General features: G+C 56.0%; 12 protein-coding genes. 7 read left to right on the top strand and 5 right to left on the bottom strand.

Features of this window, described 5'->3' with window-relative positions; translation table 11 throughout:
* The first annotated feature begins 20 nt into the window (after window positions 1-20).
* Window positions 21-878, top strand: a complete 858-nt coding sequence (nfo, locus tag ACQG0T_RS15185) for a deoxyribonuclease IV (protein WP_017693043.1) — start codon at window positions 21-23, stop codon at window positions 876-878.
* Window positions 879-952: 74 nt separating this feature from the next.
* Here the strand turns inward: nfo and fruA are convergent, their stop codons facing one another.
* The 3 genes from fruA to fruB are packed head-to-tail and all read right to left on the bottom strand — an operon-like array spanning window position 953 to window position 4,723.
* Window positions 953-2,638: a PTS fructose transporter subunit IIBC gene (fruA, locus tag ACQG0T_RS15190; RefSeq protein ID WP_015572312.1), complete on the bottom strand. Its 1,686-nt coding sequence runs from the start codon at window positions 2,636-2,638 to the stop codon at window positions 953-955.
* 16 nt (window positions 2,639-2,654) lie between these two features.
* Entirely contained in the window at window positions 2,655-3,593 is a 939-nt protein-coding gene (gene fruK / locus ACQG0T_RS15195) for a 1-phosphofructokinase (protein ID WP_006811313.1), read from the bottom strand.
* Window positions 3,593-4,723 (bottom strand): fused PTS fructose transporter subunit IIA/HPr protein, encoded by a 1,131-nt coding sequence (fruB, locus tag ACQG0T_RS15200; protein ID WP_040117881.1) that lies wholly within the window; start codon window positions 4,721-4,723, stop codon window positions 3,593-3,595. Before fruB ends, fruK begins: the two co-directional genes overlap by 1 nt.
* 358 nt (window positions 4,724-5,081) lie before the next feature.
* Here fruB and setB point away from each other — a divergent pair, with 358 nt between their 5' ends.
* Window positions 5,082-6,263 carry a sugar efflux transporter SetB gene (setB, locus tag ACQG0T_RS15205; protein ID WP_015572310.1) on the top strand — a complete coding sequence of 394 codons (1,182 nt, stop codon included), beginning with the start codon at window positions 5,082-5,084 and terminating at the stop codon, window positions 6,261-6,263.
* On the opposite strand, the gene ACQG0T_RS15210 is transcribed toward setB, so the two are convergent.
* Window positions 6,260-6,514, bottom strand: coding sequence for a YkgJ family cysteine cluster protein (locus ACQG0T_RS15210; RefSeq protein ID WP_003859353.1), 255 nt, complete (start codon window positions 6,512-6,514; stop codon window positions 6,260-6,262). The two genes, setB and ACQG0T_RS15210, sit on opposite strands and share 4 nt — an antisense overlap.
* A gap of 164 nt (window positions 6,515-6,678) precedes the next feature.
* On the opposite strand from ACQG0T_RS15210, the gene yeiP reads away from it, so the two are divergent.
* On the top strand, window positions 6,679-7,251 hold the full coding sequence (yeiP, locus tag ACQG0T_RS15215) for an elongation factor P-like protein YeiP (RefSeq protein ID WP_003859355.1): 573 nt from the start codon (window positions 6,679-6,681) through the stop codon (window positions 7,249-7,251).
* Window positions 7,252-7,367: 116 nt separating this feature from the next.
* Here yeiP and uxuA read toward each other — a convergent pair whose 3' ends face one another.
* Window positions 7,368-8,558: a mannonate dehydratase gene (uxuA, locus tag ACQG0T_RS15220; protein ID WP_023295062.1), complete on the bottom strand. Its 1,191-nt coding sequence runs from the start codon at window positions 8,556-8,558 to the stop codon at window positions 7,368-7,370.
* Between the two features lie 205 nt (window positions 8,559-8,763).
* On the opposite strand from uxuA, the gene ACQG0T_RS15225 reads away from it, so the two are divergent.
* The 4 genes from ACQG0T_RS15225 to mepS all read left to right on the top strand — a co-directional run bounded on the left by ACQG0T_RS15225 (window position 8,764) and on the right by mepS (window position 13,072).
* On the top strand, window positions 8,764-10,230 hold the full coding sequence (locus ACQG0T_RS15225; RefSeq protein WP_023295063.1) for a mannitol dehydrogenase family protein: 1,467 nt from the start codon (window positions 8,764-8,766) through the stop codon (window positions 10,228-10,230).
* A gap of 123 nt (window positions 10,231-10,353) precedes the next feature.
* Window positions 10,354-11,340 (top strand): CobW family GTP-binding protein, encoded by a 987-nt coding sequence (locus ACQG0T_RS15230; RefSeq protein WP_271040362.1) that lies wholly within the window; start codon window positions 10,354-10,356, stop codon window positions 11,338-11,340.
* A gap of 33 nt (window positions 11,341-11,373) precedes the next feature.
* On the top strand, window positions 11,374-12,087 hold the full coding sequence (locus tag ACQG0T_RS15235; protein ID WP_017693036.1) for a phosphatase PAP2 family protein: 714 nt from the start codon (window positions 11,374-11,376) through the stop codon (window positions 12,085-12,087).
* Window positions 12,088-12,502: 415 nt separating this feature from the next.
* Window positions 12,503-13,072, top strand: coding sequence for a bifunctional murein DD-endopeptidase/murein LD-carboxypeptidase (gene mepS / locus ACQG0T_RS15240; RefSeq protein ID WP_003859364.1), 570 nt, complete (start codon window positions 12,503-12,505; stop codon window positions 13,070-13,072).
* Window positions 13,073-13,081 lie beyond the last annotated feature (9 nt).

Below are 13,081 nucleotides of genomic sequence, written 5' to 3' on the forward strand. Positions count from 1 at the left end.
GGGTTAACAGGAGTCTTTTTATGAAATATGTTGGAGCGCACGTCAGCGCTGCCGGTGGCCTTGCGAATGCCGCCATTCGCGCCGCCGAAATCGAGGCGACCGCTTTCGCCCTGTTCACCAAAAACCAGCGCCAGTGGCGCGCCGCAGCGCTCACCGCTGAAGTGATTGATGATTTCAAAGCCGCCTGTGAGAAATACCACTATGGGCCTGGCCAAATCCTTCCCCACGACAGCTACCTCATTAACCTCGGTCACCCGGTTGCCGAGGCGCTGGAAAAATCCCGCGAAGCGTTCCTGGATGAGGTTCAGCGCTGTGAACAGCTGGGGCTGACGCTGCTGAACTTCCATCCCGGCAGCCATCTGATGCAGATTGACGAAGACGCCTGTCTGGCGCGCATCGCCGAGTCCATCAACATGACGCTGGATAAAACCCAGGGCGTGACGGCGGTGATTGAGAATACCGCCGGTCAGGGCAGCAACCTCGGCTTTAAGTTTGAGCATCTGGCGGCGATCATCGACGGCGTGGAAGATAAATCCCGCGTGGGGGTGTGCATCGATACCTGTCACGCCTTTGCCGCCGGCTATGACCTGCGCACAACCGAGGCCACGAAAAATACCTTCGAGGAGTTCGAGCGTATTGTCGGTTTTAAATACCTTCGCGGTATGCACTTAAACGATGCGAAAAGCGCGTTCGGCAGCCGCGTTGACCGCCACCACAGCCTGGGCGAAGGCAACATCGGCCATGATGCGTTCCGCTTTATCATGCAGGACGCCCGCTTCGACGGCATTCCGATGGTGCTCGAAACCATTAACCCGGATATCTGGGCGGAAGAGATTGCCTGGCTGAAGGCGCAGCAAACCGCTGAACAGGCGGCATAAAAAAAGCCGGGCTGCTTACGCACCCGGCTTTTTTTGTAGGTCGGGTAAGGCGAAGCCGCCACCCGACACCTCTTTTAGGCTGCTTTTGCGACCACTTCCGCTTCCGGGCGCTTCAGCACCGCGTAAGACAGGCCTGCCACCAGCGTACCGGCAACAATCGCCAGCAGATAACCCAGCACCGGCGTGATGGCGCCAGGGATCAGCAGGACGAACAGACCGCCGTGCGGCGCCATCAGTTTCGCACCTACCGCCATGGAGATAGCCCCCGTCACCGCACCACCCACGATACAGCACGGCAGAACACGCATTGGATCGCGTGCCGCAAACGGGATTGCGCCTTCGGTGATGAAGCACAGGCCCAGCACCAGCGCCGCTTTACCGCCTTCCTGCTGCGCTTTATCGAACTTACGGCGGGCAATAATCGTCGCCAGACCGAGCGCCAGCGGAGGCACCATACCGGCCGCCATGATCGCCGCCATCGGCGCGTAGGTCTGGGTACTCAGCAAGCCAACGCCAAACGCATATGCCGCTTTGTTCACCGGACCACCCATGTCGGTACACATCATACCGCCGAGGATTGCGCCCAGCAGCACCGCGTTCGCCGTCCCCATGGTTTGCAGCCAGTGGGTCAGACCTTCCAGAATGCCCGCGACCGGCTTACCAATCAGGTAAATCATCGCCAGACCGACCACCAGGCTGGAAATCAACGGGATGATCAGGATAGGTTTCAGCGCCTCCATACTCTGCGGTAGCTTCAGCTTCGAGCTGATCAGCTTCGCCACATAACCGGCGAGGAAACCGGCAATGATACCGCCGATAAAGCCAGAACCGGTGCTCACGGCGAGCATACCGCCGATAAGACCCGGCGTCAGACCCGGACGGTCAGCAATGGAGAAGGCGATAAAGCCCGCCAGCACCGGCACCATCAACGCAAACGCGGAGCCGCCGCCAATCTGCATCAACGCGGCCGCCAGTGTGCCCGGCTCTTTAAACGCCTCGATACCAAAGGCGAAGGAGAGCGCAATACACAGGCCGCCCGCCACCACCATCGGCAGCATGTAGGACACGCCGGTCAGCAGGTGACGATACGCGCCCGCAGACTCTTTTTTCCCTTCGGTCGCAGTTTTAGCCGCACCGGTTGCCTGATACGGTTTGGCTTCTGCCAGCGCCTTATCAAACTCCTGCGCGGTCTTCTTCAGCGCCAGGCCGGTAGAGGTACGGTACATCGGCTTGCCGGCAAACTTCGCCAGATCCACTTCGATATCCGCCGCCACAATCACCAGATCGGCTTCCGCCACCTCTTCAGGCGTGATGGCATTGCCCGCACCAACAGAGCCGCGGGTTTCAACCTTCACCCACCAGCCACGTTTTTTCGCTTCGGTTTCAATGGCTTCAGCCGCCATAAAGGTGTGCGCCACACCTGTCGGGCAGGCCGTTACCGCAACAATGCGTTTCGGCCCAGCGGCGGCAACCGGCGCCGCCTCAACAGGTGCGCTGTAAACCGTCGCATGACCTTTTGCTTCGCTCAGAAACAGTTCAGGGTGTGCCACCGCGCGATTAATATCACCCAGCCACACTTTTTTACCGTTCAGGGCGCTGTCCGCGGGGATTTTGTCGCCCAGAACAATCGCCATTTCAGCATCACCCGGGTTATCAATGATATCCAGGTGCGCTTTTTGTGCCGCCGCGCCCAGCAGGGTCTTCGCCATATAGGCACGAGCCTGTCCGAGACCGGAGTCAATGATCAGCAGCGTTTTCATTATTCCTCTCCTGCTGTTAGTTAAAAGGTTTTAAGTCAACGCGCGCCATCATCGCGGCTAACTGGGTACGATCGGTAATACCGACATTGCTCTGGCTCACGGCCAGGGCCGCAACGGCGGTAGCAAGACGTAAGGTATGTTCACTGGATTCGCGCATCAGCAGACCGTAGATCAGGCCGCCAACCATCGAATCCCCGGCACCCACGGTGCTGACCACCTCCATTGAAGGCGGTTTGGCAATCCATTCCCCGGAGGCGTTAACCCACAGGGCACCTTCTGCACCCAGCGAAATCACCACGTGAGCGATACCCTGCTCACGCAGCGCATGGGCAGCGTCAATCACATCCTTTAATTCTGGCAGCTTACGGCCCGCCCAGATCTCCAGTTCGCGGCGGTTAGGTTTAACCAGCCATGGCGAGGCTTTCAGACCGGCGACCAGCGCGTCGCGGCTGCTGTCGAAAATAATGCACGGGCACTGGCTGCGCAGGCGCGTCATCCAGTCGGTGAACGCTTCCGGGCTGACGCCGGACGGCAGACTGCCGCTGACGCACACCATGTCAAACTGGCCCAGCCAGCTCAGGGAATCGGCAACAAAGCGCTCCCAGTCAGCCGGGGTCACTTCGAAGCCGGAGAAGTTCAGATCGGTCACTTCACCGTCTTTCTCGGTCAGCTTAACGTTGATGCGGGTACGGCCCTGCACAACCTGAAAACGGTTAGCGATGCCCAGTTCACTGAACAACTGCTGAAAACCATCCTGGTTGTCTTTACCGAGGAAGCCGCCTACGGTGACGTCGATGCCGAGATCTTTCAGCACCTTCGCCACGTTAATCCCTTTTCCTGCGGCATGCAGGCCGGTCGTCCGCACCAGGTTGACTTCGCCACGCTCAATTTCCGGGCAGAAACCCACCAGATCGTAAGCCGGGTTCAGCGTAATGGTCGCAACACGTCTGCTCATTATGCGCCCTCCCCCAGACCGGCCGCGATGGCGTCGCCAATCGCTTTCAGCGCCTGTTCAGCATCCGCACCCTGCGCGGTAAAGCGCAGACGATGGCCTTTCTTCACGCCCAGCGCGACAACTTTCATCAGACTGCGCCCGTTGGCTGGTTTACCCGAACCGTCCAGATTGGTCACGGTGATCTCACTTGCAAATTGTTTAATGGTATTCACCAGCATGGTGCCCGGACGGGCATGCAGGCCGTGTTCGTTACGCACCACGTACTCTGCGCTCAGCAGGTCATCCGTCAGCGCATCGTCGCTGGTCAGCAGGGCCAGCACCGTCGCCGCGTCTGCGTTCAGCAGTTTTTCAGCTTTATTGTTCAGCAGCAGATCGCCCAGACGCTTCAGCACGGATACCGGCTGATCGTCCGCCATGGCGACCGTTACCAACATCGCGGCGCGTTCGCCGTCTGTCTCAAAGGCAACCGCAGCACGGCTGACCGCGATAGCGCTACGCAAGTTGCCTTCAGCACTGTCGTTCAGCCAGATGCCCTGACCCAGGTTTAATGGCTTATCATTGATGGCGCACGTCACAAAAGTGGTATCTGCCGCTCCCACTTCTTTCAGGCGGGCCGCGTTCAGCGCCTGGAGCGTCAGCAAATCGGACGCAACGACGTCCAGCGTCAGGGTTTCATTATCCAGCTTCAGCGCTTCGCTCTGTTTTTCGCCCATCAGCAGGGCACGCAGCTCTTCAGCAGTGGTGGCGGATTTAAGCTGTTCCGCGACGGCATCATCACTCAGCACGTGCGTCAGCTGACGCAGCAGGCCCAGGTGTTCGTCACCGCTGGCCGCGATGCCGATCGCCACATAAGCCACCTGACCCTCGCCCCACAGCACGCCCTGCGGGAACTGGAAGACCTGCACGCCGGTTTTCAGCACCTGATCGCGGGTGTCCGTGGTGCCGTGCGGAATTGCAATACCGTTACCGAGGAAGGTGGAGGTCTGCTGTTCACGCGCCAGCATGCCGTTGACGTAGCCGTCAGCCACGTTGCCAGCCTGCACGAGCGCAGCGGCGACCTGGCGAATAGCCTCTTCTTTATTCCCGGCCTGTTCGCCCGGGTGAATATCCTGAACAGATAACTGGAACATGATTCTCCTCTCCTGCTGAAATTGAATCGTTTCAGCTTAACTGAGAAAATAGGCGCTAACCTGCTTCGTCAGGACAGGCAAGATAGCGCTGAAACGTTTCAAGAAGTCTTGTCTTTTCTACAAAAGGTTGCAAGAAAAGTTACATTTCTTGTTGCAGAATTTAGAAGTGCAGCACATTTCTTCTTCAGTCGGGAGGTTTTTGCTGATGTTCAGCAAACAGGTTCAGCACGCTTCAGCGAAACGGCGATAAACTGAAATGCTATTTTGATTTATTGTGGCAATATTGATTTTGCCCTCTGTTTATTTAATGACAGGCGGCGTAAACTCCGCCTCTCTCTGTTACTCGCAAAGACTGAACATGCATAACACCCCCGCTGCCGCCTCACCAAAGCCTTTTGATTTGACGTCAACGGCGTTTTTGATCGTTGCTTTTCTCACCGGTATTGCCGGTGCGTTACAAACGCCTACGCTGAGCCTGTTTCTGACCAACGAAGTTCACGCCCGCCCGGCGATGGTTGGCTTCTTCTTCACCGGGAGCGCCATCATCGGCATTTTCGTCAGCCAGTTTCTAGCCGGGCGTTCAGACCGCAAAGGCGATCGCAAAAGCCTGATCGTTTTTTGCTGCCTGCTCGGGGTGTTTGCCTGCCTGCTGTTTGCCTGGAACCGTAACTACTTCATTCTGCTGTTCGTGGGCGTCTTCCTGAGCAGTTTCGGCTCGACCGCCAACCCGCAGATGTTCGCCCTTGCCCGCGAGCATGCCGACCGCACCGGGCGAGAAGCGGTGATGTTCAGCTCGATACTGCGCGCGCAGGTGTCGCTGGCCTGGGTGATTGGCCCCCCGCTCGCCTACGCGCTGGCGATGGGTTTTGGCTTTACGGTGATGTACCTCAGCGCAGCCGTGGCCTTCGTGGTATGCGGCGCAATGGTCTGGTTCTTTCTGCCCTCCATGCGCAAAGAGCCGAAAGTGGCGACCGGTACGCTGGAAGCTCCGCGACGTAACCGGCGCGACGCGCTGCTGTTATTCATTATCTGTACGCTAATGTGGGGAACCAACAGCCTCTATATCATTAATATGCCGCTGTTTATTATTGATGAGTTGCATCTGCCGGAGAAGCTGGCCGGGATCATGATGGGAACCGCCGCGGGGCTTGAGATCCCCACCATGCTGATTGCGGGCTATTACGCGAAGCGCTTCGGCAAGCGCTTTTTGATGCGCGTCGCCGCCGTAGCCGGGCTGCTGTTTTATGTCGGTATGCTGACGGTTCATACGCCAGCCCTGCTTCTTGCTTTACAGCTGCTGAACGCCATTTACATCGGTATCCTGGCCGGTATCGGCATGCTCTACTTCCAGGATCTGATGCCGGGTCAGGCAGGCTCTGCCACCACCCTTTATACTAATACCACCCGCGTGGGCTGGATTATTGCAGGCTCACTGGCGGGCGTTGTGGCTGAAATCTGGAACTATCATACGGTGTTCTGGATTGCGCTGGTGATGTGCGTCCTGACGCTGAGCTGCCTGACGCGAATCAAAGACGTTTAAGGCGCGGTGAGCGCTTCCAGCTCAAGCAGATAAGTGATGGCCTGCTGGCGCGTACTGCCGCACATTTCGGCGGTTGGCTGGAGCCCGGAGCACACCTTCGGGCGCAGGGGCGAGCCAAAGATCATGCACAGGTTAGTGTCAGAGAGCTGAACGCAGCGGGTATTGGCAGGCTTGCCCTCCGGCATGCCTGGAATGGGGCTTGAGATGGACGGTGCGGTACAGCACGCGCCACAGTCGGAACGACAATCCATACATGCTCTCTGTTGGTGGCAGATGCCCGCGCAGTCGGGCATTGCGCGCACAGTAACACCTTTTATGTATTGATAGCAAAACCCACGAATTCCGCTTGCCTGAAAGGCCCCGCGCGAGTAATTTGGCGCGATATTTTTTACCTCCCGTAAACAGGATTACTGCAATGCCAAGAGCGAACGAAATTAAGAAAGGTATGGTACTGAATTACAACGGCAAACTGCTGATTGTGAAAGATATCGACATTCAGGCACCCAGCGCCCGTGGCGCAGCAACGCTGTACAAAATGCGTTTCTCCGATGTCCGCACCGGCCTGAAAGTGGAAGAACGTTTTAAAGGCGACGATATCGTTGATACCGTGACCCTGACCCGTCGCTACGTTGATTTCTCTTACATCGACGGCAACGAATACGTGTTCATGGATAAAGAAGATTACACCCCGTATATCTTCACCAAAGATCAGATCGAAGAAGAGCTGCTGTTTATTCCAGAAGGTGGAATGCCGGACATGCAGGTGCTGACCTGGGATGGCGTGCTGCTGGCGCTGGAGCTGCCGCAGACCGTTGATCTGGAAATTGTTGAAACGGCACCGGGCATCAAAGGCGCGTCTGCAAGTGCGCGTAACAAACCGGCTACCCTGACTACCGGTCTGGTCGTACAGGTGCCAGAGTACCTGTCAGCGGGCGAGAAAATCCGTATCCATATCGAAGAAAAACGCTATATGGGTCGTGCTGACTGATTGCGGCGTTTGTCGGGTGGCGGCTGCGCCTTACCCGGCCTACAAAAACACAAAAACCGGCCTCAGAGCCGGTTTTTCGTAGGCCCGGTAAGCGTAGCGCCACCGGGCGATCAGGCTTAAAGAAGTTCAGGATACTTCGTCATTTTCAGCGCCAGCTCGATACCGCGCACTTCCGCCATCCCTTTCAGACGGCCAATCGCCGAATACCCTGGATTCGTTTTCTTGCGCAGATCGTCCAGCATCTGGTGCCCGTGATCCGGACGGAACGGGATAGGACGTACATCCCCCGCCTGCTTACGACGTACCTCTTCAGAGAGAATGGCATCCACCACCGCAACCATGTTCACGTCGCCGCCAAGATGGGCTGCTTCGTGGAAGGTTTTCGGGTTCTCTTCACGGCAGGTTGCACGCAGGTGGGTGAAATGAATGCGATCGCCGAAGGTTTCGATCATCCGCACCAGATCGTTATCCGCCCGCACGCCATACGAGCCCGTACACATGGTAAAGCCGTTGTAGATGCTGTCCACCGTCTCTTTCAGCCACTGCATATCTTCAATCGTAGACACGATACGCGGCAGGCCGAGGATAGGGCGCGGTGGATCGTCAGGATGAACCGCCAGCCGCACGCCGACTTCTTCTGCCACCGGCACAATAGCGCGCAGGAAGTGCGCCATGTTTTCACGCAGCTGGTTTTTATCGATATCGCCATATTCCGCCAGGCGCGCGCGGAACTGATCGAGGGTATAACCCTCTTCCGCCCCCGGCAGGCCCGCGATGATATTGCGAACCAGCTTCTCAATGTCCGACTCACCGGCGGCATTGAACCACGCCAGCGCCTGCTGCTGCTCTTCGGCGGTGTAGTCTGTTTCCGCCCCCGGACGCTTCAGAATGTGCAGTTCGAAAGCCGCAAAAGCGATTTGATCGAAACGCAGCGCCTTCGAACCATCGGCCATTTCATATTCCAGGTCGGTACGCGTCCAGTCCAGGATCGGCATAAAGTTGTAGCAGACGGTATCAATACCACAGGCTGCCAGGTTACGAATGCTCTGCTGATAATTCGCAATCCAGGTATCACACTCACCGGAGTGGGTTTTGATATCTTCGTGAACCGGAATACTTTCCACAACAGACCAGGTTAACCCCTTCTCTGCCAGCTGAGCCTGACGCTTTTGGATTTCCTCCACCGGCCACACCTGACCGTTCGGAATATGATGCAGCGCCGTGACCACACCCGTTGCGCCAGCCTGACGCACATCATCAAGAGAAACCGGATCGTTCGGCCCGTACCAACGCCAGGTTTGTTCCATTGCCCCACCCTCTCAAGTTGTTATACCAATATGTGTTACTTCAATGACGACTACCATACATGTTTAATCGAAGTGGTCAATACAGCACGCGGCATTGATTGATCAAACTCACATAACAGGGATATTTACGGCTTACCAATTTAATTTGTTGTCATATAACTTTACACTGGCATTGTTAATTAATGGTTACTCAGGTGTGTATTACATGAAGACTATTGCCTCCACCGCGCTTCCTGCTCATGTCCAGCAGCCCCGCTACGATCGCGAGCAGTTACACTCCCGCATCGTCCATTTCGGTTTTGGCGCGTTCCACCGGGCGCATCAGGCGTTGTTAACAAACCGGGTACTGAATGCCAAAGGAGGCGACTGGGGAATTTGTGAGATTAGCCTCTTTAGCGGCGATGTCCTTATGGGCCAGCTCCGGGCGCAGGATCATCTGTTTACCGTGCTGGAGAAAGGTGCCGAAGGCAATCAGCCCATTATTATCGGTGCGGTAAAAGAGTGCCTGAACGCCAAACTCGACTCGCTGGCAGCCATTATTGAGAAATTCTGCGAACCGCAGGTGGCAATTGTCTCCCTCACCATTACCGAAAAAGGCTACTGCATCGATCCGGCGACGGGAAAACTGGATATGCGGAACAGCCGCATCCTGCACGATCTCGAGCACCCGTCTGAGCCGCATTCCGCGCCGGGTATTCTGGTTGAAGCGCTTCATCGCCGCCGCGAGCGGGGCCTGCCGGCGTTTACCGTGCTCTCCTGCGACAATATTCCCGACAACGGCCACGTGGTGAAAAATGCCGTTCTCGGCATGGCCGGAAAGCGTTCCGCAGAGCTGGCCGCATGGATCGAGGCGCACGTGAGCTTCCCTGGTACCATGGTCGACCGAATCGTGCCCGCCGCCACCGACGCCTCACTCGCGGAAATCACCCAGGAACTTGGCGTTGAAGATCCCTGCGCCATCAGCTGTGAACCGTTCATTCAGTGGGTAGTGGAAGATAACTTTGTCGCCGGGCGTCCGGAGTGGGAGGTGGCAGGCGTACAGATGGTTGAGGATGTCCTGCCCTGGGAGCAGATGAAGCTGCGGATGCTGAACGGCAGTCACTCCTTCCTCGCGTATCTGGGCTACCTTGCCGGCTACGCGCACATAAATGAATGTATGCAGGACGACAGTTTACGCGAGGCGGCCCGCAGGCTGATGCTGAATGAGCAGGCCCCTACGCTGCGCATCACCAACGTTGATCTGACAGCCTATGCTGACAGCCTGCTTGACCGCTTCGCCAACCCGGCCCTACAGCATCGTACATGGCAAATCGCCATGGACGGCAGCCAGAAGCTGCCTCAGCGCATGCTGGAAGGGATCCGCATGCATCTTGAGCGTAACACCGCCTGGCCATTACTGGCGCTGGGGGTGGCGGGCTGGATGCGCTACGTCAGCGGTACGGACGAACAGGGCAACGCCATTGACGTACGCGATCCGCTGAGTGACAAGTTTCAGGCCATCGTCGCTACCAGCAGCGACGCAGAACGCGTTAGCGCCCTGCTGACGCTAAATGAAATCTTTGGCGACGACCTGCCGCAAAACTCTGTCTTTGTCGAGGCAATCACCAGCGCGTACCAGCGCCTCGTCCGGCTCGGCGCGCGCCAGGCCGTTATCGAAACGTTAAAAATTTAGCGATTATTGCGTTTAAGGCGAACGGTTTTATGCTCCGTTCGCCCTCCCTCTTCTCAATGCCCGATTTTTTCGTCAGGATGATAGATAGTTGTTACTACATCACAATTATTTATCGGAGCGCACGTGACCAAAACCAACCTGATCACCGGTTTTCTCGGCAGCGGTAAAACTACGTCCATTCTGCATTTGCTGGCCAATAAAGACCCGGTGGAAAAGTGGGCCGTGCTGGTCAACGAATTTGGCGAAGTGGGGATCGACGGCGCGTTGCTCGCCGACAGCGGCGCGATGGTGAAAGAGATCCCGGGCGGGTGTATGTGCTGCGTGAATGGTCTGCCGATGCAGGTCGGGCTGAATACGCTGCTGCGTCAGGGCAAGCCGGACCGTCTGCTGATTGAGCCCACCGGGCTGGGGCATCCTAAGCAAATCCTTGATTTACTGACCGCCCCGGTATACGAGCCGTGGCTTGAGCTGCGTGCGACGCTTTGCCTGCTCGACCCCCGCCAGCTGCTGGATGAAAAAGCGATCAATAATGACAATTTCCGCGACCAGCTCGCCTCGGCAGATATTATCGTGGCGAATAAATCCGATCGCGCGACAGCTGAGAGTCAGGCCGCGTTCCAGTCCTGGTGGCAGCAGGCTGGCGGTGGACGTCAGTATGTGCAGACGACCCAGGGCAACATTGATGGCGCCCTGCTCGACCTTCCCCGCCTCAACCAGACGCAACTGCCTGCCAGCGCTGAGCATTCGCATAGCCACGGCGCGAAGCAAGGCCTGGCTGCACTGAGCCTGCCGGAGCATCAGCGCTGGCGTCGCAACCTGAACAGCGGCCAGGGGCATCAGGCCTGCGGGTGGATCTTCGATGCCGATACGGTTTTCGACACCATTGGTATACTGGAATGGGCGAGACTCGCGCCGGTTGAGCGGGTAAAAGGGATCATGCGCACTCCGGATGGTCTGGTGCGCATTAACCGTCAGGGCGAGGATTTCTTTATTGAAACCCAGAACGTCGCGCCACCCGACAGCCGGATAGAGTTAATTAGTGCGGTTAATACCGACTGGAATGCCCTCCAGTCAAGCCTGTTGAAGCTTCGTTTAAGTTTGGGCGGCTAACGTTGCCCCTGATTTCACACATTGCTGAAGACTATGACGACTCGACTTCCTGCTATTTTATTGCTCAACGCTGCCGGCCTGGCGATCTTTTTCTCCTGGTATATCCCGGCGGATCACGGTTTCTGGTTCCCGCTGGATTCAGGGCTGTTCCACTTCTTTAACCAGGCGCTGGCGAAGAGTGAAGCCTTCCTGTGGCTGGTGGCGATCACCAACAACCGCGCGTTTGACGGCTGTTCGCTGCTGGCAATGGGCTGTCTGATGCTCTCCTTCTGGCTGAAGGAAGACAAAACGGGTCGTCGCCGTATTCTGATTATCGGCCTGGTGATGCTGCTGACAGCCGTGATTATCAACCAGCTGGCGCAGCATCTGATGCCGGTTAAACGCGCCAGTCCTTCGCTCTTTTTCCCGAATATTAACCGCGTCAGCGAGCTGCTTCATATTCCAACCAAAGATGCCTCGAAGGACAGTTTCCCGGGCGACCACGGTATGATGCTGCTGATTTTTGCAGGCTTCATGCTGCGCTATTTTGGTAAAAAAGCCTTCACCATCGCCCTGGTTATTGTGGTGGTATTTGCATTCCCGCGGGTGATGATTGGCGCTCACTGGCTGACAGATATCGCCGTAGGCTCCCTCACGGCGGTGTTAATTGGTTTACCGTGGGTGCTGATGACCCCACTGAGCGATCGCATAATAGGCATTTTTGATCGCTATCTTCCTGGCAAATTTAAACAAGCCGGAAACAAATAAATAACGAAAATTAACACCATTCATCAGGGATCGTTTTCGATCCCTGCGTCACTTCTTTTCGGCGTCATTCAACGCTGTCATCATCCCGTCATACAATTCGTGATAAAAATGAAGCAATTGCAGGGATTACCGATATGAATGGCGGCATTTTGAGCAATTCCGCGCTGTAACTTTGTGTATCACATTTTCTTATAAAAAAACGGACTTTTTTGCTCGCAATACCCCGTGCAATCGGTTAACCTCGAACTCGTTTTGCCCCACTGAGATAATTATTATCATGGTGAATAATTTTGTGCGTTGAGCCACAGTTTTCACCATAAAGAATTGTCTCATTGTGAACAGATTATTAGTCTCGTCACGGTTGGCATTTTTATAACGATATTTTCGTTAAGGACTTCAAGGGAAAACAAACAAAATGGTCAAATCTCAACCAATCTTGAGATATATCTTGCGGGGGATCCCGGCGATTGCAGTGGCGGTTCTGCTTTCGGCATGTAGTACGACGAACACCGCGAAGAATATGCATCCTGAGACGCGTGTTGTGGGAATGGAAGATTCCTCTTCACTGCAAGCCTCTCAGGATGAATTTGAAAATATGGTACGTAATCTCGACGTTAAGTCGCGTATTATGGATCAGTATGCTGACTGGAAAGGCGTGCGTTACCGTCTGGGCGGCAGCACCAAGAAAGGCATCGATTGTTCCGCGTTCGTACAGCGTACGTTCCGTGAGCAGTTTGGGTTAGACCTTCCGCGTTCTACTTATGAACAGCAGGAAATGGGTAAATCCATTTCGCGCACTAAACTGCGCACGGGCGATTTAGTCCTGTTCAGAGCGGGTTCAACCGGTCGACACGTTGGCATCTATATCGGTAACGATCAGTTTGTCCATGCTTCCACCAGCAGTGGTGTGACGATTTCCAGCATGAACGAACCTTACTGGAAGAAGCGCTACAACGAAGCTCGCCGCGTTCTGAGCCGTAGTTAATATTGCTGT

The organism is Enterobacter cloacae complex sp. 302F9, from assembly GCF_050030335.1.
GTDB lineage: Bacteria > Pseudomonadota > Gammaproteobacteria > Enterobacterales > Enterobacteriaceae > Enterobacter > Enterobacter hormaechei_C.